Annotated in this window: 20 protein-coding genes and 1 pseudogene; 8 read left to right on the top strand and 13 right to left on the bottom strand. The window is 62.1% G+C overall.

The genetic code is table 11. The annotated features are described in order from the left end of the window. Positions 1–9: 9 nt before the first annotated feature. Positions 10–897 carry a LysR substrate-binding domain-containing protein gene (locus AC3IP0_RS16690; RefSeq protein ID WP_489325373.1) on the bottom strand — a complete coding sequence of 296 codons (888 nt, stop codon included), beginning with the start codon at positions 895–897 and terminating at the stop codon, positions 10–12. A 163-nt stretch (positions 898–1,060) separates the two neighbouring features. Between AC3IP0_RS16690 and AC3IP0_RS16685 the strand changes: the two genes are divergently transcribed. Next, a complete protein-coding gene (locus tag AC3IP0_RS16685) occupies positions 1,061–2,362 on the top strand; it encodes an NAD(P)/FAD-dependent oxidoreductase (protein WP_489316210.1) in 1,302 nt (433 codons plus the stop codon). A 54-nt stretch (positions 2,363–2,416) separates the two neighbouring features. Then, positions 2,417–3,505, top strand: coding sequence for a polyamine ABC transporter substrate-binding protein (locus tag AC3IP0_RS16680; RefSeq protein WP_489325371.1), 1,089 nt, complete (start codon positions 2,417–2,419; stop codon positions 3,503–3,505). A 157-nt stretch (positions 3,506–3,662) separates the two neighbouring features. On the opposite strand, the gene AC3IP0_RS16675 is transcribed toward AC3IP0_RS16680, so the two are convergent. After that, the gene (locus tag AC3IP0_RS16675) at positions 3,663–4,094 is read right to left on the bottom strand and encodes a nuclear transport factor 2 family protein (RefSeq protein ID WP_489316208.1); all 432 of its coding nucleotides are present in this window, start codon (positions 4,092–4,094) and stop codon (positions 3,663–3,665) included. A 206-nt stretch (positions 4,095–4,300) separates the two neighbouring features. On the opposite strand from AC3IP0_RS16675, the gene AC3IP0_RS16670 reads away from it, so the two are divergent. The 3 genes and pseudogenes from AC3IP0_RS16670 to AC3IP0_RS16660 all read left to right on the top strand — a co-directional run bounded on the left by AC3IP0_RS16670 (position 4,301) and on the right by AC3IP0_RS16660 (position 6,366). Further along, entirely contained in the window at positions 4,301–4,762 is a 462-nt protein-coding gene (locus AC3IP0_RS16670; protein WP_489316207.1) for a DUF2238 domain-containing protein, read from the top strand. Between the two features lie 11 nt (positions 4,763–4,773). Continuing rightward, positions 4,774–5,508: pseudogene (locus tag AC3IP0_RS16665) on the top strand (HAMP domain-containing protein); the annotation flags it as partial. After that, on the top strand, positions 5,503–6,366 hold the full coding sequence (locus AC3IP0_RS16660) for a methyl-accepting chemotaxis protein (protein WP_489319795.1): 864 nt from the start codon (positions 5,503–5,505) through the stop codon (positions 6,364–6,366). The pseudogene AC3IP0_RS16665 and the gene AC3IP0_RS16660, both read left to right, overlap by 6 nt. A 77-nt stretch (positions 6,367–6,443) precedes the next feature. On the opposite strand, the gene ilvD is transcribed toward AC3IP0_RS16660, so the two are convergent. Further along, positions 6,444–8,126 carry a dihydroxy-acid dehydratase gene (gene ilvD / locus AC3IP0_RS16655; RefSeq protein WP_489325370.1) on the bottom strand — a complete coding sequence of 561 codons (1,683 nt, stop codon included), beginning with the start codon at positions 8,124–8,126 and terminating at the stop codon, positions 6,444–6,446. A 391-nt stretch (positions 8,127–8,517) separates the two neighbouring features. On the opposite strand from ilvD, the gene mqo reads away from it, so the two are divergent. Next, on the top strand, positions 8,518–10,161 hold the full coding sequence (mqo, locus tag AC3IP0_RS16650) for a malate dehydrogenase (quinone) (protein ID WP_489325368.1): 1,644 nt from the start codon (positions 8,518–8,520) through the stop codon (positions 10,159–10,161). 73 nt (positions 10,162–10,234) lie between these two features. Here mqo and AC3IP0_RS16645 read toward each other — a convergent pair whose 3' ends face one another. The 10 genes from AC3IP0_RS16645 to AC3IP0_RS16600 form a co-directional block, all read right to left on the bottom strand. Then, entirely contained in the window at positions 10,235–11,041 is an 807-nt protein-coding gene (locus tag AC3IP0_RS16645; protein WP_489325366.1) for a glycosyltransferase family 2 protein, read from the bottom strand. Positions 11,042–11,161: 120 nt separating this feature from the next. Further along, on the bottom strand, positions 11,162–12,742 hold the full coding sequence (locus AC3IP0_RS16640) for an arylsulfatase (protein WP_489316203.1): 1,581 nt from the start codon (positions 12,740–12,742) through the stop codon (positions 11,162–11,164). Between the two features lie 84 nt (positions 12,743–12,826). Further along, positions 12,827–13,459: an SDR family NAD(P)-dependent oxidoreductase gene (locus tag AC3IP0_RS16635; RefSeq protein ID WP_489316202.1), complete on the bottom strand. Its 633-nt coding sequence runs from the start codon at positions 13,457–13,459 to the stop codon at positions 12,827–12,829. Continuing rightward, positions 13,456–14,100 (bottom strand): TetR/AcrR family transcriptional regulator, encoded by a 645-nt coding sequence (locus tag AC3IP0_RS16630; RefSeq protein WP_489316201.1) that lies wholly within the window; start codon positions 14,098–14,100, stop codon positions 13,456–13,458. The genes AC3IP0_RS16635 and AC3IP0_RS16630 overlap by 4 nt, the downstream gene beginning before the upstream one ends. A gap of 67 nt (positions 14,101–14,167) precedes the next feature. Then, positions 14,168–14,992 carry an SDR family NAD(P)-dependent oxidoreductase gene (locus AC3IP0_RS16625; RefSeq protein ID WP_489316200.1) on the bottom strand — a complete coding sequence of 275 codons (825 nt, stop codon included), beginning with the start codon at positions 14,990–14,992 and terminating at the stop codon, positions 14,168–14,170. Positions 14,993–15,022: 30 nt separating this feature from the next. Further along, positions 15,023–15,439, bottom strand: coding sequence for a MaoC family dehydratase (locus tag AC3IP0_RS16620; protein WP_489316199.1), 417 nt, complete (start codon positions 15,437–15,439; stop codon positions 15,023–15,025). Between the two features lie 14 nt (positions 15,440–15,453). Continuing rightward, positions 15,454–15,894: a MaoC family dehydratase N-terminal domain-containing protein gene (locus tag AC3IP0_RS16615; protein ID WP_489325364.1), complete on the bottom strand. Its 441-nt coding sequence runs from the start codon at positions 15,892–15,894 to the stop codon at positions 15,454–15,456. A 29-nt stretch (positions 15,895–15,923) separates the two neighbouring features. Further along, positions 15,924–17,108, bottom strand: a complete 1,185-nt coding sequence (locus AC3IP0_RS16610) for a lipid-transfer protein (protein WP_489325362.1) — start codon at positions 17,106–17,108, stop codon at positions 15,924–15,926. 27 nt (positions 17,109–17,135) lie between these two features. Then, on the bottom strand, positions 17,136–18,236 hold the full coding sequence (locus AC3IP0_RS16605) for an acyl-CoA dehydrogenase family protein (RefSeq protein WP_489319794.1): 1,101 nt from the start codon (positions 18,234–18,236) through the stop codon (positions 17,136–17,138). 305 nt (positions 18,237–18,541) lie between these two features. Continuing rightward, positions 18,542–21,373: a winged helix-turn-helix domain-containing protein gene (locus tag AC3IP0_RS16600; protein ID WP_489325361.1), complete on the bottom strand. Its 2,832-nt coding sequence runs from the start codon at positions 21,371–21,373 to the stop codon at positions 18,542–18,544. Positions 21,374–21,570: 197 nt separating this feature from the next. Here AC3IP0_RS16600 and AC3IP0_RS16595 point away from each other — a divergent pair, with 197 nt between their 5' ends. Both AC3IP0_RS16595 and AC3IP0_RS16590 read left to right on the top strand, forming a co-directional pair. Next, on the top strand, positions 21,571–22,725 hold the full coding sequence (locus tag AC3IP0_RS16595; RefSeq protein WP_489316196.1) for a CaiB/BaiF CoA transferase family protein: 1,155 nt from the start codon (positions 21,571–21,573) through the stop codon (positions 22,723–22,725). Between the two features lie 39 nt (positions 22,726–22,764). Further along, positions 22,765–23,568, top strand: a complete 804-nt coding sequence (locus AC3IP0_RS16590; RefSeq protein WP_489325359.1) for an enoyl-CoA hydratase/isomerase family protein — start codon at positions 22,765–22,767, stop codon at positions 23,566–23,568. Positions 23,569–23,598: the final 30 nt, after the last annotated feature.

The raw sequence follows: 23,598 nt of genomic DNA, 5'->3' as shown, positions 1-23,598 counted from the left end.
CCCACAGGGTCAGGCAGTGGTTTGCGCTGTGAACCACTGCATCACCGGCGCGCACGCCGGATGCGCGGCGGCCGAGGGTTGCAGGCACAGCGAGTAAATCCCCCGGGTCTTCAACGGCTCACCAAACGGAATCACCAGTTCGCCCCGTTGAATCGACTCTCCCGCCAGGGTCATGTCGGTCATCGCCACGCCCAGGCCCCGGGCGGCGGCATCGAGCGCCAGTTCGTCGAGGTTGAAGGGGATGTGCCGATAGTCATGCAGCGCCTTGCCGCCATGGGCTGACAGCCAGACCTGCCAGTCATGTTGATCGGAGGAGCGGTGCAGCAAGGCGAACCCTGACAGATCCTCCAGCGAAGCCAATGGCCGGGTCGGGGTGCCCAGCCCTGGCGCACACACGGGCACCAACGCCTCTTCGAACAGGGTCAGGCAATCGGGCGCTGTGGACGGCTCGGGCAGATAGAGAATGTAGGCATCGCTGTCACTGGCCGGCTCGACCACTTCGGTGGCCACGGTTTCGATTGCCAGGGATACCTCCGGGTGATGCCGATAGAACTCGCTCAATCTGGGCAGCAACCAGCGCACCGCCAGTGACACGTGCATGCGAATGCGGAACGGGCGCTTTTGCGGCGCGAGCCGGTCTTCGAGGGTGCGCAGCTGTTCGAGGATGCTGCGGGCGCTGGCCAGTACCTGTTCGCCCTCGGCGGTCAGTTGAAGGCTGCGACTGCTCCTGACAAACAGCGCCACGCCAAAGTGGCTCTCCAGTTGCTGGATCTGTCGGCTCACGGCGCTTTGGGTCAGGCAGAGCTTTTGCGCCGCCTGGGTGAAGCTGCCTGACCCGGCGACTTCGACCATGGCCTGCAAGCCCTGCAGCGAGGGCACGTGGCGAATCTTGTCCATGCGTTTTCAGAATGCCTCGATGATTTAATAACGTTGGTTGCCCGTGTTTGTAGCCTTTAGATTCTAGTCATCGCCACCGTTCTCGAAAACAGCTTATGCAAATTTTGCATGCGGTGCTGCTTTGGATCGAGACGGTTCGCAGAACAAGAACCTGAGGTGACACATGGAAAATATCTGTGGCTGGATTGCGCAAGCGGGGAGTCCGACCCTGCGCGAGCCGCTCAAAGGCACGCAGCACGCCGACTGGCTGGTGATCGGTGCCGGCATCACCGGCCTCAGTGCCGCACACGCTCTGGCGCAAATGCACCCCCAGGCACGCATCGTGGTCGTTGACCGGCAGCGGGCCGCGCAAGGCGCTTCGGCGCGCAATTCCGGTTTTGTGGTGGCCCATGAGCATCCCGCCGCTGGCGAGTTGGTGGGCAGTGACGGGTTCGCCGGGTATCAAGTGGATACGTCCATCGGCCGCGCAGCTGCCGACGAAGTCCGCAAGCAGATTGCCCGCCATGGCATCGAATGCGACTTCAGGGAATCGGGCTATTTCTTCGCCGTCAGCGATCCAGGCAAGCTGACCCAGGTCGAGGCCAAACTGCAGACCCTGCGCGCCGTGGGCGCCAGCGCGCAGTTTCTGCAAGGCGAGTCGTTGATCGAGAAACTCGGCAGCCGGCACTACCGCGCCGCGATCTGGTGCGGCAACGGCAATGCGCTGCTGCAACCGGCGAAGTACGTTCGGGGCTTGCTCGATGCCTTGCCGCCGCAAGTGACGGTCTACGAGAACACCGATATCACGGGCCTTGAGCGCCTGGGCAACGGCCACATTCGCGCCCGTGGTCAAAACGGCTGCGTCGAGGCCAAACAGGTATTGGTCTGCCTGAACGCCTTTATTCCTCGCGCGGGCATCGATGACAGCGGCACATTCGCGATGGAGCTCAGCGCCAGCCTCACGCGACCGCTCAGCGATCAAGAGTTTCAAGCCCTCGGTGCGCCAGCGTCCTGGGGCGTGCTGTCGACCCGTCCGCTCGGGGCCACGGTGCGCCTGACCCCGGATCGCCGGGTGATGATCCGCAACACTGCGGAGTACCGCTCCCGGGATTTGTCATTGAGCGAATTGTCGAGTCGCCGCCAGCACCATGTGCTGGGGTTGCAACGGCGTTTCCCGATGCTCGGCGAGCAGGACATCGAATACACCTGGACCGGCCATCTCAGCGCTTCGCGTTCCGGGCAACCGTATTTCGGCAAAGTCGAGGAGGGCGTGTTTGCCGTGGCCGGGTGCAACGGTTCCGGCGTGGCGCGGGGCACGCTGTGGGGCCGCTTGCTGGCGGAGCTGGCCTCGGGTCGTGAGTCGCCGCTGATGCACTCGGTCATTCAACGGGCACAACCCGGCTGGCTGCCGCCCAAGCCCTTGCTCGACATCGGTGCCATGCTGCGTATGCGCGTGGAGACGGTCCGGGCCAGAAGCGAAATCTGAAAACACCCATTTCACAACAAGAACAAAAGCACTTCCCATCGAAGGTGATTCAACATGCGCGTCAATACGCTTTCCCTTGTGGCCCTGATCTCGACCTTTTCCGCCGCCACTTATGCAGACGAATCCGTCAACATTTCCAACTGGAACGGCTACATCGCCGACGACACCCTGGCCAATTTCACCCGGGACACCGGGATCAAGGCGACCTACGACATCCACGACAGCAACGAAGTGCTGGAATCGAAGCTGATGACCGGCAACACCGGGTATGACGTGGTCAGCCCGTCGAACCACTTCCTGTCGCGCCTGATCAAGGCCGGGGCCATCCAGAAACTCGACAGGAGCCAGTTGCCCAACTGGAAAAACCTCGACCCGGCACTGATGAAAAAGCTTGAGGTCAACGATCCGGGCAACCAGTACGGCTACCCCTACATGTGGGGCACGGCGGGCATCGGCTACAACGTCGAGAAGATCAAGGCGATCTTCGGCAATACCGACGTCACCCGGTCCTGGAGCCTGTTCTTCGACGAGAACAACATCAAGAAGCTCAGCGAGTGTGGCGTGGCGATCATCGACAACCCGACGCAGATCCTGCCGATCACCCTTAACTACCTGGGCCTGCCGCCCCACAGCCATGAGCCTGCCGACTACAAGAAAGCCGAGCAGGCACTGCTGAAGATCCGGCCTTACGTCCAATATTTCCATGCGTCCAAGTACATCAGCGACCTGGCCAACGGCAACGTCTGCGCGGTGATCGGTTTCAACGGCGACATCGTGCAGGCCGCCGCCAGTGCCAAGGAGGCGAAAAACGGGATCGATATTGCCTACTCGATCCCGGACGAAGGTTCCACCTTGTGGCTGGACATGGTGGTCATGCCCAAGAACGCACCGCACGAGAAGAACGGCTATGCCTACATGAACTACCTGCTGGAGCCGAAGGTGATTGCCAACATCAGCAACAGCATCCATTACGCCAACCCCAACAGTGCAGCAGATGCCTTCGTCGACCCGGCGGTGAAGCAGGACCTGGCGATCTATCCGCCGAAGAGCGTGATGGACAAGCTGTTTACCGTCGAGGACTTGCCCGCGGCCATTGCCCGCTTGAGCACGCGCCTGTGGACCAAGTTGAAAACCAATACCTGACCGCGACGTCATGCGCACATCTGCCGCTTGAACAAAACCATTGTGGGAGCGAGCTTGCTCGCGATGACGGAGTGTCAGTCGACATCATAGGTGTCTGACACAACGCTATCGCGAGCAAGCTCGCTCCCACAGGTACAGTGGTGGCTTCAGATGTGTATCAGAACTTGAACGCCTGCCGTCCTACCAACAGCCATTTACCGTCCTGCTTTTGCCAGATCTGGAAGTTTTCGATTTCCGTCGGCACCACTTCAGTGCCCTTGAGCGCTTGCGCCGAGAAGTGGTGACGGACCAGTGCGACATCGCCGGAGACGGTAATGCTCTGGTTCTGCATCTCAAGGGTCTTGAAGGCACTTTTGCCGGTTTCGATGTCGGCGATGAAGGCCTGCTTGTCCTGGATCTTGCCGCTGGAATGCCCGTAGGTCAGGTTCTCGGCGGTCAAGGCGTCCAGTTCCGGTATGTCTTTGTGCAGCATGGCCTGGGTCAGGTGGTCGACCGCCTGGGCCACGTCCTTGTCCGCGGCAGCCGGGGTGGCGGCGACGTAGCCGCTGAACAGACACAGAAAACCGATCAGCACTTTTGCTTTTTTCATGGGTGTTTCCTTGTTGTTGTAGGGATAGCGCGATGACTGGACGAATATTCATCAGTCATCGTACAACCTATCACGCAGTAGAGGAAAAAAGCGAATTTGCCCGGCGGCCTTGCCTCGAAGTTAAAAGGGCGATGTCCTGACTTCGAGGTATTGCGCCATGCAGCCTGACCCGCGTTTACGGTTCGACCTGACGTTGCTCATGGTGTTTGTGCTGGTTGTCGGGGTGTCGGGTTTTTCTCCCCGCAGCCGGGTGGACTGGGCGCTGGAAAACCTGCTGGTGCTGTTGCTGGTGGGGACGCTGGTGGCTGTTTTTCGTGACCCTGAACATCATGCTGTCGACATCCTCCGTGTACGAACTGGTGGAGTGGATCGGCGGGGCCTTCCTGGGCAATGACACGGCGAAGGCCTTCGTCGGCGCGCAAAATGACCCGTGGGATTCGCAAAAGGACATGGCCATCGCAGTGGTCGGTGCATTTGCCACCCTGTTGCTGGTGTCCCTGCGGGGCATGGCGCAAAAACAAGCGATGACGACCGCATGTCGCAAAAAAACAATCTGTGGGGCTAGGCTTCAACTACTGCTCGATCCTGTCGATAACCTCTTGAAGCCATCCGCGCGGGGCAAACCCCGCCGTCAAACGTGCCAGAGAGGAACCACAGAGTGTCCATAAAACTGCGTTTAATGTTGCTGATCGGTACCGGACTACTTACTGCGTTGATCATGAGCCTGGTCAGTTACCTGGGGAACACTCGGATGGCCGAAGCCGTGGACGACGACAACGTCAGCATGGCCGCGCTGCGCAATCATCTCGAAGCCGACATGATGCACGACGCGCTGCGCGCCGACGTGCTGTCGGCCATGTTGGTGGGCTTGAACAAAAGCACCAGCAGCAAAGCCGAGGTGCGCAGTTCCATCGAAGAACACACCCAACGCTTTCGCGAAGTGCTCGGGGAAAACCTCAAGCTGCCGGTCAACGACACCATCAAGGCCGGCCTGAACAAGGTCAAACCGAGCCTCGACACCTACATCGGCGCCGCCGAGCGCATCGCCGGGCTGGCGCTGGAAAACCCGCAAGCCGCGCAACAGGAACTGGGCACGTTCAACAGTGCCTTCAGCCAGCTGGAAGACCAGATGGAAGCTCTCAGCGAGTTGATCGAAAGCGACACGCAACAGACCAGCCAAGGCACGGCGCAAGCCATCAGCAACGCCAACCTGACCCTGGGTGGTGTGCTGATCGCCAGTTTGTTGCTGCTGCTGACCCTTGGGCGTTCGGCGATCCTCAGCATCATGGGTCCGTTGCAAACCGCCAGCCGCATTGCCGAGAGCATCGCCCATGGCAACCTCAGCGAGGCGATTGTCGAGCCCACCCGCAAGGACGAAGCCAGCGCCTTGATACGTAGCCTGGCGACCATGCAGCGGGATTTGCGCGGCATGATCGAGGTCGTGCGCAGCAACGCCCACGGCGTCAGTGGCATGAGCGAGCGATTGAGCAACGGTTGCCATGAGGTGGCCGGCAGTAGCCAGCAGCAAAGTGCCGCGGCCAGTACCATGGCCGCGGCCGCCAGCGAAATGACCGCGAGCATCGAGGAAATCACCCGGCATGCCGAACGGGCGCTGAACATGGCCAATCAGGCCGAGGCGCTGGCCAAGGATGGTGGCCGGGTGATCCACCAGGTGGTCAACGACATGGATGGCATCGCGCGTTCGGCGCAGCAGTCGGCGCAGGTGATTCGCACTCTGGACAAAGAGTCGGAAGGGATTTTCAACATCATCCAGGTGATCAAGGGCATCGCCGACCAGACCAACCTGCTGGCACTGAACGCCGCTATCGAAGCCGCCCGTGCCGGCGAGCAGGGTCGCGGGTTTGCCGTGGTGGCCGATGAGGTCCGCAGCCTGGCGGGGCGCACCAGCGCTTCCACCCAGGAAATCGCCAGCATGGTTGCACGCATCCAGCAAAGCACCCGCGAGGCGGTGATCAGCATGGAGGAGGGCGTGGCCCAAGTCGATAAGGGCATGGCGGTGACCGCCGATGTCGAGCGCGCCATTCGTGAAATCCTCGATGCCACGCTCAACACCACGCAACTGGTCAATGACATCAGCCGCACCATCGGCGAACAAAGCCTGGCCAGCAACGAAATCGCCCATCAGGTGGAGATGATTGCCGGCATGTCAGAAGGCAACAGCAAGGTGATCGGGCAGACCGCTTCGACCACGGATGAACTGTCTAGCCTGGCGGGGCAGTTGTCGCAGTCGGTTGATCGGTTCAGGCTTTAAAAGATCGCAGCCTCCGGCAGCTCCTACAGAGGTACGCGATCCTTGTAGGAGCTGCCGCAGGCTGCGATCTTTTGACTTTAAAGGTACTTATCCGTCACAGCCCCCTCCGAAGCACTGGAAACCGTCTTCGCATACTTGGCCAACACCCCGCGCGTGTATTTGGATGGCGGCCGCACCCAGCGCGACTTGCGCTCGGCCAACACCGCATCGGAGACATCCACCGTGATCTGTCGGGTTTCAGCATCGATGATGATCCTGTCGCCATTCTCGACCAGCGCAATCGGCCCGCCCTCAAAGGCCTCCGGCGTGATGTGACCGACCACAAACCCGTGTGAACCACCGGAAAAACGCCCGTCGGTGATCAGCGCCACCTCCTTGCCGAGGCCCTTGCCCATGACCGCCGACGTCGGCGAGAGCATTTCGCGCATGCCCGGGCCGCCCTTGGGCCCTTCGTAGCGGATCACGATCACTTCACCGGGCTGTACTTCGCCATTGAGGATGCCGGCCAGCGCACCTTCCTCGCCGTGATAGACCCGGGCCGTGCCTTCGAAGCGCAGGCCTTCCTTGCCGGTGATCTTGGCCACGGCGCCGGTGGGCGAGAGGTTGCCGCGCAGAATGACCAGGTGTGAGTCCTTTTTGATCGGCTGGTCGAAAAGCCGGATCACGTCCTGGCCGGCCGGGTAGTCGGGCACGCTGGCCAGGTTTTCCGCCAGGGTCTGGCCGGTAACGGTCAGCACATCGCCGTGCAGCATGCCGGCATCGAGCATGCGCTTCATCAGCGGTTGAATGCCGCCGATGGCCACCAGCTCGCTCATCATGTATTTGCCGCTGGGGCGCAGGTCGGCAACCACCGGGGAAACCTTGCCCAGCTCGACGAAGTCATCCAGGGTCAGCTCGACGTCCACCGCATTGGCCATGGCCAGCAGGTGCAGCACGGCGTTGGTCGAGCCGGCGAGGGCGATCACCACGCGAATGGCGTTCTCGAAGGCTTTGCGGGTCATGATGTCGCGAGGCTTGAGGTCGAGCTTGAGCAGCTCCATCACCTGCTGGCCGGCGCGGAAGCTGTCCGAGGCCTTGTCGCTGCCAATGGCGTCCTGGGAGCTGGAGCCGGGCAGGCTCATGCCCAATGCTTCAATGGCCGAGGCCATGGTGTTGGCGGTGTACATGCCGCCACAGGAACCGGGGCCGGGAATCGCCACTTCCTCGATCTGCTTGACCTGGATCTCGCTGATGTCGCCCCGCGCATGTTGGCCCACGGCCTCGAACACGGAAATGATGTCGGTGTGGCCGGCGCCCGGCTGGATGGTGCCGCCATAGACAAAGATCGACGGGCGATTGAGCCGTGCCATGCCGATCAGGCAACCCGGCATGTTCTTGTCGCAGCCACCGATGGTCACCAGGCCGTCGAAACCCTCGCAACCGGTGACCACTTCGATGGAGTCGGCGATCACCTCGCGGGACACCAGCGAATACTTCATGCCTTCGGTGCCGTTGGCGATGCCGTCGGAAATGGTGATGGTGTTGAAGATCACGCCCTTGGCACCGGCGGCATTCGCGCCTTTTTCGGCTTCGAGCGCCAGCTTGTCGATGTGCATGTTGCACGGGGTGACCATGGCCCAGGTCGAGGCGATGCCGATCTGCGGCTTCGTGAAGTCTGCATCGGTAAAGCCCACGGCCCGCAACATGGCGCGTGCCGGTGCGGCCTCCACGCCGTCGATCACTTGAGAGGAGTACTTGCGCAGATCGTCTTTATCGCTCATGACTGCTCCTATCGCTTATGGCTATTCCTCACACACTCATGGAGAAAAACAGGATGAGTATAGAAGGCCGGGCGCCCGGGCCCGGACTAACCGGTCGGGAACAGACGCGCGGGTAAGCCTTGTCGTGATATTCTTGGCGACAACTTGGTTTGACCTGTTCAGTTTGCATGTCCTTGAGACGTGCCGACGGAATCACTGTCGCTCAAGTAGCTGAAGCCAATAAAGATAAGAAGTCAGTTCAGAAGGGACATTAAAGTGGGGTCGATGCGGTTCATCGGCCTTGTGTGCCCACCCTGCAATCCTTGAGTGCCGCGCCCGTGACTGCCGTGAAACACGGGGCTGTGCGCATGAGGATGGAAGGGCGGATGGCGTTTTATCATAGGTGCTACAGATGTTTAAGAAAATGAACACGGCCCTGCTGGGGCTGGCTTTGTCCATGGGGATGTCTGCCGTCCACGCGGAAGAGGCCAAGAAAGTCGATGTGCTGCTGATTGGCGGCGGCATCATGAGCGCGACCCTGGGTGTGTGGCTCAATGAGCTGGAACCTGGCACCTCGATGCAAATGATCGAGCGCCTCGACGGCGTCGCCCAGGAAAGCTCCAACGGCTGGAACAACGCCGGTACCGGTCACTCCGCCCTGGCCGAGCTGAACTACACCCCGGAAGACGAGAACGGCAAGGTTTCGATCCCGAAGGCCGTTGAAATCAACGAAGCGTTCCAGATCTCCCGTCAGTTCTGGGCCTGGCAGGTTCAGCAAGGCGTGCTGAAGAACCCGCGTTCGTTCATCAACTCCACACCGCACATGAGCTTCGTGTGGGGCGATGACAACATCAAGTTCCTGAAAAAACGCTACGAAGCCCTGCAAGCGAGCCCGCTGTTCGCCGGCATGCAGTACTCCGAAGACCCGGCTGTGATCAAGCAGTGGGTGCCGCTGATGATGGAAGGGCGTGACCCGAGCCAGAAGATCGCGGCCACCTGGAGCCCGCTGGGTACTGACGTGAACTTCGGCGAAATCACCCGCCAGTTCGTTGCACACCTGCAAACCACGCCGAAGTTCGACTTGAAGCTGTCCAGCGAAGTGCAGGACATCACCAGGAACGAAGACGGCAGCTGGCGCGTCAGCTACAAGAACCTCAAAGACGGCAGCAAGACCGAAACCGACGCCAGGTTCGTGTTCATCGGCGCCGGCGGCGGTGCCCTGCACCTGCTGCAGAAGTCCGGCATTCCTGAAGCCAAGGAATATGCTGGCTTCCCGGTAGGCGGCTCGTTCCTGGTGACCGAGAACCCGACCATCGCCGAGCAACACCTGGCCAAGGCCTACGGCAAAGCCTCCGTTGGCGCTCCGCCGATGTCGGTTCCGCACCTTGACACCCGCGTGCTGGACGGCAAGCGCGTGATCCTGTTTGGCCCATTCGCGACCTTCAGCACCAAGTTCCTCAAAGAAGGTTCGTACCTGGACCTGCTGACCACCACGACCACCCACAACGTGTGGCCAATGACCAAGGTCGGCATCAAGGAATACCCGCTGGTGGAGTACCTGGCAGGCCAACTGATGCTGTCTGACGAAGACCGCCTCAACGCCCTGAAGGAATACTTCCCGAACGCCAAGGCTGAAGACTGGCGCCTGTGGCAAGCCGGCCAGCGCGTGCAGATCATCAAGCGTGACGAAGCCGCCGGTGGCGTGCTGAAACTGGGCACCGAAATCGTCGCTTCGCAAGACGGCAGCATCGCCGGCCTGCTGGGCGCCTCCCCAGGCGCATCGACCGCCGCACCGATCATGCTGACCGTGCTGCAGAAAGTGTTCAAGGACAAGGTCGCGACCCCGGCGTGGCAGGAAAAACTGCACCAGATCGTACCGAGCTACGGCACCCAGCTGAACGCCAGCCCCGAGAAGGTTGCGCAAGAGTGGGCCTATACCGCCAAGGTGCTGGAACTGACTCCGCCACCGGTGATTGCGCCGGCTGTGAAGCCAGTGACTGTTGATACGGATGCTAAGGCTCCGAAGGCTAGTGCTGCGAGTGATATGGCTCTCTAATTAGACTGCCGAATCAAAAAAAGCCCACTGAACCGGCGACGGTCAGTGGGCTTTTTTGTGGGCGCGGGTTTATTCAAGACGTCGAGGTGTTGGCCGCACCGAAGCGCTTGAGGATGTCCTGGTACATTTTCGTCCGTCGGTGACCTTGGCCATATCCGCCCGCCGCAGCGACGGTGCCGGACTGGACGTGGTCCAGGTACTTGAAGATTTTGCCGGGCGAAAGAAACACGACTTTGTAGCCAAGCCCGATCACACGGTCTTGCAGCTCATAACCGGGCACACGGTCATCGATCTGAAAATGCAAACCCTGCTGCTTGATCAGCCTGCCATTCCATAGTGTGCAAAAGCTTTTCAAGTGGGTTTCCTTGTAGGGCTTCGGGTCTTTCGAACGCAGGCCGAGCGATTGCTTCAAGCGTCGGTAGTGGTGCTTGATCAGGCGTGAGGTGAAGCGCCACGCGGTCCTTGGCAGTCCGCGGTTGAGTTGCTCGGTGCAACCGACTGCGATGACGTTTTGATCCTTGGTGCAGCGCTCCATCATCATCCCGAAGACGTTTGCATCGAAGACGAATGTGTCGGTGTGCATCAGGAACAGGTAGTCGGTATTGACCCTGGCCAGCGCCATGTCCAGCGCTTTGCCGTGGGCGATGTGCCCTGGTTCTTTGGTGGGGGCATCGCGCTCGATCAGGTTGATCCAGTCGAGTGAGCGCAAATACTCGACGCTGGCGTCCGCCGAACCATTATCGACCACCCAGACCGCAATGCCTGATTTTTGGACATGCTCCTGCAACAGTTCCAGGCAGATCCTGGTTAGCTCGGGGGTTTTGTAATTAACCAGAACGATGCTGAACGGAGGTTTGGCGTTTGTATCGACACTGCCCATCTTCGAAATGCTCGACTACTCGAAAGTGTCGAAGATTAAAGAAGCAACCTTAGCCCAAGCTTAATTTCACCTGGGCGGGTTGGCAGTTGGCATTCAGTCGGCGTCTGCGTAGAGAGGCGCTCAGGGTTTGGCCTGGTTTTTCTGCTTCTCTTCGATTTTCGCGTCGACCGCCGCGCGAATCTGGTCAACGCTGAAACTGGCGGGCTTCTGGCTCGGCGGGTACTCGATGAAGGTCTGCAGGAAGCGCGCAGCCTTGGCCACACCTGCGGCCAGCAGGTAGGAGTTCTTCACGAGCCAGTCGTTGTACTGGTCCGAGACCAGGTCAGCCCGCTCATACGGGTCCATGCGCAGGTTGAACAGCTTGGGCACCCGCAGCGGCACGAACGGGCTGCTCCATACCGCAAAACCACCGGGTTCGCGCTGTTCGGCGAAGACCACTTTCCAGTTGTCGAAGCGCATGGACACCAGCACGCCGTCGTCGTTGAAGTAGTAGAACTCGCGGCGCTGCCCTTTAGGCTGTTGGCCAGTCAGGTAGGGCAACTGGTTGTAGCCGTCCAGGTGCACCTTGAAACTGGTGGCGCCCGAAGTCGGTGCCCAGCCTTTCAACAGCTTGTTCTTCACCTCGGTATCGCCAGCCGCCGCGAGCAGGGTAGGGAACCAGTCCAGGCCCGAGAACATCTCGTTGGACACTTCTCCGGCCTTGATCTTGCCCGGCCAACGCACAATCGCCGGTACGCGATAGGCACCTTCCCAGTTGGAGTTCTTTTCGTTACGGAACGGCGTGGTTGCCGCGTCCGGCCAGGAGAACTGGTTGGGGCCGTTGTCGGTGGTGTAGACGACGATGGTGTTGTCGGTGATTTTCAGGTCGTCGAGGGTTTTCAGCAGTTTGCCGACGTCGCCGTCGTGCTCGATCATGCCGTCGGCGTAATCGTTGCCGGGCATGCCGCTCTGGCCCTTCATCGATTCACGCACGTGGGTGAACACATGCATGCGGGTGGTGTTCATCCAGACGAAGAACGGCTTGTCCGCCTTGGCCTGTTTCTCGATGAACGTTTGCGCGGCGGCGGTGGTTTCGTCGTCGATGGTTTCCATGCGCTTGGTGGTCAGTGCGCCGGTGTCTTCGATCTTGCCGTCGGCGTAGCTGTGGATCACGCCACGGGGAGTCCGGGATTTGACGAAGTCCGGGTCGTCCTTGGGCCAGTACGGGCGCTCGGGTTCTTCTTCGGCGTTGAGGTGGTACAGGTTGCCGAAGAACTCATCGAAACCGTGGTTGGTTGGCAGGTACTCGTCGCGGTCGCCGAGGTGGTTCTTGCCGAACTGGCCGGTGGCGTAGCCCTGGGACTTGAGGGCCTGGGCGAGGGTGATGTCGCGTTTCTGGATACCGATCGGTGCCCCCGGCACGCCGACCTTGGTCAGGCCGGTGCGCAGCGGTGACTGGCCGGTGATGAACGAAGAGCGCCCGGCGGTGCAGCTGTTCTCCGCGTAATAGTCGGTGAACAGCATGCCTTCGTGAGCGATACGGTCGATGTTCGGGGTCTTGTAGCCGACCACGCCCATGGAATAGGCGCTGATGTTGGTCTGGCCGATGTCATCGCCGAAGATCACCAGGATGTTGGGTTTGTCAGCGGCATTCGCCGCCATTGCCATGACCGTTGTCGCCACCATGGCGAGTTTCGGCAGCCACTTTTTTATGCGAGTCATCTGACTGGCTCCTTGTTGACGGGCGTCGCGCAGGGCGACCGGTCCCGATGTTCGAGGGTCGTCAGAAACAACACGCCACCCGTATCAGGTGGCGTGGTTGTCGATATGCAACACCGCACCGGTGACGCTGGCACCCGCGCCACTGGCCAGCAATAACAAGGGACCGTTGAGCTCCTGCAGACCCGCGTCCTTGCCGCGTCCGGCGGCGATCACATTGACCCGGATCCGGTGCGGCGTCAGCGATTGGGCCATGGCCCGGCTCATGCGGATCAGGCTGCTGTTGGAGCGCAAACAAGGGTTGGGCTCGCTGATCGGTCGGGGCGGCGGTTCGATGTTGACGATGCTGCCGCCACGCTCGGCCTTGATCATGTGCAGGCTGGTGCAATGGACCAGGTGATTGTTCAGCACCACATGCTCACGCTCGGCGCTGTTGTTGATCAGTACATCGACGCTGCCGAAACGCTCCTCGACGGCTTCAAGCGCCGCTTCGATGCTGGGGCGGCGGGCGCTGTCGAGGCTGACGATCAGCACTTCACCACCCTCCCAGCGCAGGTCGGCTTGCAGTTGCTCAAGCTGTGCGGGGTGTTGCGCGCCGAGGGCCACCCGGGCGCCGGCGAGGCTGATCAGCCGGGAAAAATGGGCGCCGAGCCGGGTGGTGGCATCGGCTACCAATACGGTTTTGCCGGCCATGGAAAAGGGTTGCATGAGGTCGCTCATGAAACTGCCTCCATCGGCACAGCGCGGCGTGTAATGGCCGCACGGCGCACGGGTGGGCGAGGTGATGCGATGGGCACGGCACCGAGCATTTTCAGCACCAGTTCCGAGTAATGGCGGATCACTTCGTCGACGCTCCAGCGGCCATCGGCCTGATACCAGACACAGGCGTGCGTCAGCATGTTGAACAGGGTGCGCGCCATCAGTTTGGGTTCGGCGCAGCTGAGCGAGCCTTCACGCACGCCTTGCTCCAGCAGATCTTGCACGTCTTTGAGGTAAACCCGACGGGCCTGGCGCACCAATGCCAGCGACTTTTCGTCCAGGCTCCTGAATTCCAGGTTGCCGAGTACTGCCTGGTCCTGATGTTCCAGGTGATAACGCACATGGCAGGCCACGAAAGCGCGGAGTTTGAAATCGGCACGCGCTACGGCGGGGCGGCACCGGGCCCACTCCTGGGACATTGCCTCGAAGTATTCGAGGATCAGCTCCAGCAGCAACTCGCCTTTGCCTTGGTAATAGAGGTACAGCGTCGAGGAGTTGATCCCCGATTCAGCCGCCAGTTGCCGAAGGCTCATCGACCCGTAGCCATTACGCGAGATCAGTTTGATGGCAGCCTGGCGGATATTGGTTTCAGTCATGTTCATGGGTGATCCTGCGGTCATCAATCTCAAACAACACCGCCGCGCCTGACCGGTGCGGCGGCGTGAACAGTTACTGCAGATTACCGGCCACCGCGATGGTCTGGGCCGTGATGTAGTTCGACTCCGGCGAGCAGAACAGGTACACGGCGTCGGCCGCTTCCTTCGTGGTGCCCGGGCGACCCAGCGGGTTGCGCTGGGCGAACGACCTGGCTGCTTCCGGGCTGATGCCGACGCGGATGTCACGGCCTTCGATGTTCACGGTGGCACCGGCATGGGCGTCCGCGCTGGTCATGCGGGTTTCGATGAAACCGAAGGCCACGGCGTTGACGTTGACCTTGAAGCGGCCCCATTCCCGGGCCAGCGCGCGGGTCATGCCCAGTACACCAGCCTTGGCCGAGGAGTAGTTCATCTGCCCTGCATTACCGTTGAGGGCCGAGACCGACGAGATGTTCACCACTTTGCGGAACACTTCGCGCTCTGCTGCGGCGTCCGCCTGGGCCTGCGCCTTGATGATCGGGTAAGCGGCACGCAGGATGCGGAACGGTGCGGTCATGTGGCAGTCGAGAATCGCGTACCACTGCTCGTCGGTCATCTTCTGGATCACGTCGTCCCAGGTGTAGCCGGCGTTGTTGACGATGATGTCGATGCCGTTGAAGTTGTCCATCGCGGTCTTGATGTAGCGCTCGGCGAAATCCGGGGCGCTGACGTTGCCGTGGCACACCGCGGCTTCGCCACCCATCTTGCGGATCAGTTCTGCGGTCTCATGGGCCGGATCGGCGTCCAGATCGTTGATCACGATGCGCGCGCCTTCGCTTGCAAGTTTCAGGGCGATCTGCTGGCCGATGCCACGACCGGAACCGGTGACCAGTGCGACTTTGCCTTCGAGTTTTGCCATGGGGTGTTGCTCCTCAATTATTCGGTTTGTTTACAGAGCGATTACGGCGTCACCAACAATTTTGGTGTCGCCGTATTGATTGGTGGTGCGCACTTCGACCTTGACCCGTTGCTCGCCGTCGACTTCAAAACGCTCGACGACGGTGCCGGTGCAGGTGATCTGGTGGCCCAGGTGGGTGATGCCGAGAAAACGCACGCCGAACTCGCGCAACTGGCGCTGGTCGACCCACTGGGTCAGCAGGCGACCGAGGTAGGCCATCGACAACATGCCGTGGGCGAACACGTCGGCCATGCCGGCCTTGCGCGCGTAATCGGTGTCGATGTGAATGGCGTTGTGGTCGCCCGACGCGCCGGCAAACAGTGCCAGGGTGGTGCGGTTGATCGGCGGCAGCGCCAGCGGTGGCAGGGTGTCGCCGATGTTGATTTTTTCCAGGCTTATGGCGTTCATCAGTGTTCTCCGCTTCAGCTGTTGCGCTGTACGAGCACGCTGCGCAGGTCCGCGACGTGCTCACCGTGCTGGTTGGTGACTCGGGTCTCGCGCACCACGAATTCCAGCGCGCCGCCTTTTTTGTCGTAGATGTCGGCGATGCGTACGTCGAAGCGCAGGGTGTCGCCGGCATAGGCCATGCGGTGGTAACGGAACGACTCTTCACCGTGCAGGATGCGTGCGGTGACGATGCCCAGTTCGTCACGCCAGGCGTTGGACGGGATCTGGAATTCCAGCGAGAACAGGAAGGTCGGCGGCAACGGCAGGTTCGGATGCCCTGCATCGCGAGCGGCCAGCTCGTCGAAGTAGATCGGGTTGGTTTCCCCGGTGGCCTTGGCGAAGAAGCGCAGTTGCCCGGCTTCGGCGGTGGCGAGGAACGTGGGCAGTTGTCTGCCGATGTGTTTCTTGTCGATCATCTGAGTGACTCCTTGATTACCCGGTCGCTTCAGTTTTTCTGGTACACGGTGACGACGCAGGCGCCGCCCAGACCGAGGTTGTGCTGCACGGCGATGCGCGCGTTCGGCACTTGGCGTTGTTCGGCGGTGCCGCGCAGCTGATGAGTCAGCTCGTAGCACTGCGCCAGACCCGTGGCGCCCAGCGGGTGGCCCTTGGAGAGCAGGCCGCCGGAGGGGTTGGTCACCCACTGGCCGCCATAGGTGTTGTCGCCGTCATTGACCAGTTGCTCGGCGCCGCCTTCAGCGCACAGGCCGAGGCCTTCGTAGGTCAGCAGCTCGTTCTGCGCGAAGCAGTCGTGCAGTTCGATCACGTCGATGTCCTGCGGGCCGATGCCGGCCTGGTTGTAGGCGATGTCGGCGGCCATGCGTGTCATGTCGAAACCGACCACGCGGATCATGTCCTTGGCGTCGTAGGTGCTCGGCAGGTCGGTGGTCAGGGCCTGACCGGCCATCAGCACGTCGGTGCGCAAGCCGTGTTTTTTCGCGAACGCTTCGGACACCACAATGCTCGCGGCAGCGCCACAGGTCGGCGGGCAGGCCATCAGGCGGGTCAGCACGCCTTCCCACAACATTGGTGCGGCCAGGACTTCTTCCGGGGTGACCACGTTGCGGAATACGGCCAGCGGGTTGTTGGCGGCATGGCGGCTGGCCTTGGCGCGGATCTTGGCGAAGGTTTCCAGTTGCGTGCCGTACTTCTGCATGTGCGCGTAACCGGCACCGGCGAACTGGCGGATGGCGGTCGGCAGGTCGGGCATGCCCACCAGTTCGTTGGTCAGCTTGAGGGCGCGCTCGGTGGCCGGGGCGCGGTCGGTCCAGGCGGATTTCAACGCGCCGGGATTCATCTGCTCGAAGCCAAATGCCAACGCGCAGTCCACCGCACCGCTGGCCACGGCCTGCCGGGCCAGGAACAGCGCGCTGGAGCCGGTGGCGCAGTTGTTGTTGACGTTGATCAGCGGGATACCGGTCATGCCCACGCGGTACAGGGCTTTCTGGCCGCAGGTGGAGTCGCCGTAGACGTAACCGGCGTAGGCCTGCTGGATGTCACTGAAGTCCAGCCCGCAATCGGCCAGGGCCAGGCGAATCGCCTGTTCACCCATGATGTCGTAGGGCTCGTTGGTCCCCGGTTTCTTGAACTGGATCATGCCGACGCCAGCAACGAACACTTTATTGCTCATCGTTGTTTTCCTTGTTGTTTGAGAGGGTCAGAGCTTGCGCGCGATCATTTCGCGCATGACTTCGCTGGTGCCGCCGTAGATGCGGTTGACGCGCATGTCGACGAACGCGCGGGCAATCGGGTACTCCATCATGTAGCCGTAGCCACCGTGCAGCTGGACCATGTCGTCGATGCATTTCCACAGGGTTTCGGTGGTGTGGAGCTTGGCGATTGCGGCTTCTTCCAGGGTCAGCCGGCGGCGCATGTGTTCGCCCAGGTAGTAGTCGACCATCACCCGCAGGGCGGTGGCCTGGGCCTTGATGTCGGCGAGCTTGAATTTGCTGTTCTGGAAGTCCCACACGGTCTGGTTGAAGGCCTTGCGGTCTTTCACGTACTCGATGGTCCGCTCCAGCAGGCGCTCAAGCTTGGCGGCGGCGGAGATCGCGATGGAAAAACGCTCCTGGGGCAGTTCCCCCATCAGGTAGGTGAAGCCCAGGCCTTCCTCGCCCAGGCGGTTGCCCACCGGCACGCGGACGTTGTCGAAGAACAGCTCGGCGGTGTCCTGGGCGTGCTGGCCGACCTTTTCCAGCTTGCGGCCATGCTTGAAGCCGGCGCGGCTGGTTTCCACGGCAATCAGGCTGATGCCCTTGGCGCCAGCGGCCGGGTCGGTCTTGCACACGACGATCACCAGGTCGGCGGTCAGGCCGTTGCTGATGAAGGTCTTGCTGCCATTGATCACGTACTCGTCGCCATCGCGCACGGCGGTGGTGCGCACGGCTTTCAGGTCGCTGCCGGTGCCGGGTTCGGTCATGGCGATGGCGAGGATGATTTCGCCTGCGCAGATGCCCGGCAGCCATTTCTTTTTTTGTTCTTCGTTGCCGCAACGGTTGATGTAGGGGGCGATCACGTCGGAGTGCATGCCGAAGTAGGCGCCGCTCACGCCAGCCCGGGCGAACTCTTCGTTGAACACCGCGCAGTGGCCGAAGTCGCCGCCGCCACCACCGTATTCGGTGGGCAGGGTGATGCCGAGCAGGCCTTCGCGGCCGGCCTTGAGCCAGGTTTCCCGGTCGACCTGGCCGGCCTTGTCCCAGGCGGCCTGGCGCGGCAGGCATTCACGCTCGAAAAAACGCCGCACGGTGGTGCGGAACATCTCATGGTCGTCGCGGAAAACGGTTCGGGCGATGTGCACGCAAGACTCCTCAAAAATGCCAGGCCGGCCAAAGGCCGAGCGCTTACGCAAGGCGCGGACTGCGCCTGTGATCTGAGGGCTACGATAGGTGGGGGGGCGCGAGTGAACGCCACCCGAGGTGGGTGGCGGTTAAAAAATCACTGAAGACAACACAATCCCTGTGGGAGCGGGCTTGCCCGCGAAGAGGCCAGCAAATTCAACATCTGTGTTGACTGACACACCGCCTTCGCGGGCAAGCCCGCTCCCACAGGTTTCTCTATTGGCAGTTAGTGAGTACCAGTGCCTGGATCACCCTGCGATTCCAGGTCCCGCACCCGCGCCACCGCTTCATCGCGGCTGCTGACGCCGAGCTTGCTGTAGATATGGCTCAGGTGCCATTTCACGGTTTCCGGGGACAGCCCCAGCGCACGGGCGATTTTCTTGTTGGGCAGGGCCTGGGCCAGCAGGCGCACGACTTCGATTTCCCGCTCGCTCAAGGGCTCGATCCCGGCCGCCAGCGGTTTGCTGGTTGCCGCCGTCGCGGGCTTGGCTTTCGAGACCGCAGGGGCCGTGGCCCCGGCGGCCTGCAAGCGTTCGACATAAAACGCCAGCACCGGGTCCAGGACTTCCCGGCTGGTGATATCGCAGATCAGTTTCAACCCATCCGGATGGGCGTCGATGAGGCTGCGTACCAGGCCGAAGCGTTGCCCTCGGCGCAGCGCCTCCATGACCTTGTCCCGCGCCTGCTCATGGTGACCCCGTTCGGATTCGATCACGGCACTGAGCACCATCAGGCGTACTGCTCCGAGTTGGCGGCGGTGCCTTTCACAGGTTTCGATCAGCTGTTCAATGCGTGTGAAGGCGCCGTCCAGGTCGCCCTGTGCCAGTTGCCAGCGAGCGCGGGCGTTCTCGGCCAGGATGTGGATTTCCTTGAGTGCCGTGTGCCCGGCGTCCGGGTGGCGCGCGTCGATGGCCTCCAGGCGCGCCAGCTTGGCCTGGGCTTGTGCGGTCTCCCCGAGAATCAGCAACCAGCGCACCTGCCAGGTCAGGCAGTAGGCTTGCAGGCGCTCCAGGCCGAGTTTGATCGCGTACTCATCAAGCCGCTCGACGAACGCCAGGGCCTCCTGATGGTTACCCGCCAGCCATTGCACATTCCACAGCACTTGCAGCACCCGCAGCACGGAATCGGGAATCGAGATCCGTTCGAGAATGTCGATCCAGCCCGAGAGCATCTTGAACGCGGCGTCGAGGTCGTTGGTTTCGTACAGCACTTCGCCGAGCAGCGCAGCGGAGAGGTAAGTCGCGTCGGCACCGCCCTTGCCGCATTGGCTGGCTTCATGCAATACATCGCGGTAAACCCGTTCCGCCTGGGTCATCTGGCCTTCAAGGGCCAGGCTCAAGCCGATCAGGCAACGCCCCTGAAGGCTGCCCGCCGTGGTCCCCAGCAGCGGCTGGCCATTGATCAGCAGGTTCGGCCGGTCGAGTTGCACCTGGCGGGCCTTTTCGTATTCACCGCGGTGCATGTACAGCCAGGACAGGATGTTGGCACAGGAGCCGATGGCCACGCTGTTGCTGCCCGCAGGCGGGTTGAGCAATTGCGGCAGGACCGTCATGGCCGCATCGGTGTCATCCCGTTGCAGGGCCAAAGAGGCGCGCAGCAGCGAGATCATGAAGCGGTCATGGACTTCGCTCTCGGGAACGTCGCGAAACAGTTGTTCGAGGCTGGCGGTGCAGGCCACGAAGTCCCTGGCATACAGCTGCATCCGCGTTTTGAGAATGCGCAGCTTGACCCGGGCCTGTACCTGTTCGACCGGCAACAGCCGCACCAGCTCGATCAACATGCGCAGGTCGCCATGGGCGTACAGCGCCTCGCAGTGTTGTTCCACCAGATCGGCGGCGGCCGACGGGTCGCCGCCCATGACCGCATGGTGCACCGCTTCATCCAGGTGATTGTGCTCGCGGAACCAGTTCCATGCGCGAACGTGCACCGCTTGTTGCTCGGCGTTGCTGCGCGAGTCGAAATACTTGAGCAGGGTTTCGCGCAGCAATGGGTGCAGGCGATACCAGGTTTCGTGCTCGGCGCTGTCCACCGGAATCAGGAACAGGTTGTCCCGCTCCAGCCGCGTCAGCAGCGCGTTCGCCTCGGCAACCGCCTGCGGGTGACCGCTCAAGGCAGCGCACAACGAGGCGCAGAAACGGTTGCACACGGCCATGAGCAGCAACAGGTCCAGGTCTGTCGGTGACAGGTGGGACAACACTTCGACTTCGAAAAACCTGGCGAAGGCTTGATCGTCCCGTAGCTGCGCCTGCACCGACGTTGCCTCTGTGGCGGCAGGCGGGCGATTCTTTTTGCGGCTGACGGCGAGCAGTTGCAGGCCGGCGACCCAGCCATCGGTCAGCTCATGCATCATCCTGGCGTCGCGGGCGGTGATCTCGCCCAACTGCGCCTTGAGGAACTGTTCGGATTCGGCGGCCGTGAAACGCAAGTCCCGCAGGTTCAGCTCCAGCACCAGTTCCTGGCTGCGCAACCGCGCCAGGGACAGCGGCACGACACTGCGCGATATCAGCGCCAGATGCAGGTTGGCCGGGGCGTAGTCGATCAGCCATTGCAGGGCCTGGTGAATGCCCACGTCTGTCAGGTGATGCAGGTCGTCGAGTACCAGCACCAGCTCACGGCCACGGCTGGCAATGCTGCGCACCAGGGTGATGACGGTGCGTTCCACGGCTTCGCTGTCGATGCCGCGACCTTCCAGTTGAGTCGCCTCGCGCACGAGCGTCGGGTCGATCTGACCGAGGCTCGCCAGCAGATAGTCAAGAAAGCGCGCCAGTTCGTTGTCATCCGCCGACAGCGTCAGCCACGCCACATCGAACCCCAGCGGCAACAGCGCCTGGCGCCAGGCGATCAGGGTCGAGGTCTTGCCACAGCCGGCCGGCCCCTTGAGCACGATGCAACGCAGGCGGCGGGCCTTGAGCATTTGCTCCTGCAGGCGCTCGCGGGAAATCAGGCGCCCGGCGCTGCGCGGCGGAATCAGTTTGGTGCTGACGATCGGGGACTGAACCGGATTGAAGACCTGGCTGGCATGGGTGTCCGATGCATTGGACTTGCGGTGTTTATCCATGGGGCTGTCCGATTCTTTTTTGTTTTGTGAGTGCGCCGAATCTCATCGAGTGTAACCCAGACCATGGGCGGGATGACCCTGTCTTTGGCGGCCACCACCCGATGCGGGTGGTGGTCGGTGGGGCCGGGATTGATCTACTGGATGGCACAACAATAGGAGTGCTGCTGGCGCTCCAGAAGAATCACGGAGCGTTGGCGATGGGCGTACTGAGCGGCATTCGGGTGGTGGAGTTTGAGGCAATCGGGCCGGCGCCGTTTGGCACCATGCTGTTGGCCGACATGGGCGCCGACGTGGTGCGCATCGACCGGCCGCAGAAGGCCAGTGACCTGGGGCCGAAACTTGAAGGCAAGCGGGCCGACATCACCGGGCGCAACCGCCGTTCGGTCACCCTCGACCTGAAGCATCCCGACAGTGTCGCCGTCGCGCTGGAGTTGATTGAGCGCGCCGACGTGGTGATTGAAGGGTTTCGCCCCGGCACGATGGAGCGTCTGGGTCTCGGCCCGGAAGTCGCGCTACAGCGCAATCCGCGCCTGGTCTACGCCCGTATGACCGGCTGGGGCCAGACCGGCCCGATGGCCGATCGCGCCGGCCATGACCTGAACTACATCGCCTTGTCGGGTGTGTTGTCGAGTATTGGCCCGGCCGGCGGTCGGCCGGTGCCGCCGCTGAACCTGGTGGGTGACTACGGCGGTGGCGGCATGTTGCTGGCGATGGGCGTACTGGCGGCGCTGGTCAATGTGCAGCGCGGCGGCGCCGGGCAGGTGGTCGACGCGGCGATGACCGAAGGTGCGGCGCAGCTGGGCTCGGTGATCTGGGGCCTGCTGGCCGGTGGTCACTGGAAAGAACAGCGCGGCAGCAACCTGCTTGATGGCGGTGCGCCCTGGTACGACACCTACGAAACCCGCGACGGCCAGTACATGGCGATCGGGCCGATTGAATCGCGCTTCTATGGGCAGATGCTGGACATTCTCGGACTCTCCAACGCAGACCTGCCCAGCCAGCACGACCGGGCTGGCTGGCCGCGGCTGCGGGAGGCATTTACTGCCGCGTTCCTCGGCCGTACCCGCAAACAGTGGGAGGAGGCCTTCGAAGGCAGCGACGCCTGCGTTGCGCCGGTGCTCGGGCTCGCCGAAGCGGCCAGGCACCCCCACGGCATTGCCCGTGGCAGCTTCATCGAGGTCGACGGGGTGGTGCAACCGGTCCCGGCTCCGCGTTTCCTCGGCACGCCATCGGCGCAACCGCAACCGGCGCCCGAGCGTGGCGAACATGGCGGCGCAGCACTGCGTGACTGGGGCTTCGACAGCGCGGCCATCGAGCGCCTGCGTGAACTGGGCCTGGGTTTTGGCGCCTGAAAAACAACATGAAGAATCGCGCAGCGCAGGAGTTACACCATGGCCATTCAGTTCAAGATCATCGATCACGTGGCACTCATCACGCTCGATGCGCAACAGTCGAACAACGCGCTGAGCGTCAGCGATCTGATGCACCTGCGCAAGACCCTGGGTGCCTGCCAGGATGACGAGCAGGTGCGGGTGATCGTCCTGACCGGTGCCGGCGAACGCGCGTTTTGCAGCGGTGCAAGCCACAAGGTGTCGTTGCTGGCGGCATCCGGTTTTGTCGCCGGCACCCTCAAAAGCCGCGAGACCGAAGCCGAGGAGGGCGGCTACAGCCGGCTGTTCGACCTCAGCGACCTGGACATCTGGAAACCGGTGATTGCCGCCATCAATGGGGCCTGCCTGGGTGGCGGCCTTGAGCTGGCGCTGCAATGCGATCTGCGCATTGCCTCGACCAGCGCCACGTTCGGTTTGCCTGAGGTGTGCGACGCGACCATTCCGGCGGCCGGTGGCGTGCAGTACTTGCTGCGTGCAATTCCAGCGGCCCATGCCATGAAAATGGCGCTGACCGGGGAGTCGATCAACGCCGGGCAGGCTCTGGACATCGGTTTGATCATCGAGCTGCTGCCCAAGGAACGCCTGCTGCCAGCGGCGCTGGATCTGGCCGAGCGCATTGCCGCCAACGGCCCGCTCGCGGTGCAGTCGATCAAGCGCCTGGCCTTGCAGAGCGCCCATCTCGCGCCCCGGGACTTCGTCACCCAGGCCCATCTGCACTGGGGCTTGCTGCGCGACAGCGAGGATCACGCCGAAGGGCGCATGGCCCAGGTCGAGCAGCGTTCGCCGAAATACACCGGTACCTGATCCCCAGAGTCGCGTTCGTTACCTGACAAC

This window comes from Pseudomonas sp. GL_103 (assembly GCF_057835175.1).
This window is presented reverse-complemented; position numbering and strand designations above follow the sequence as displayed.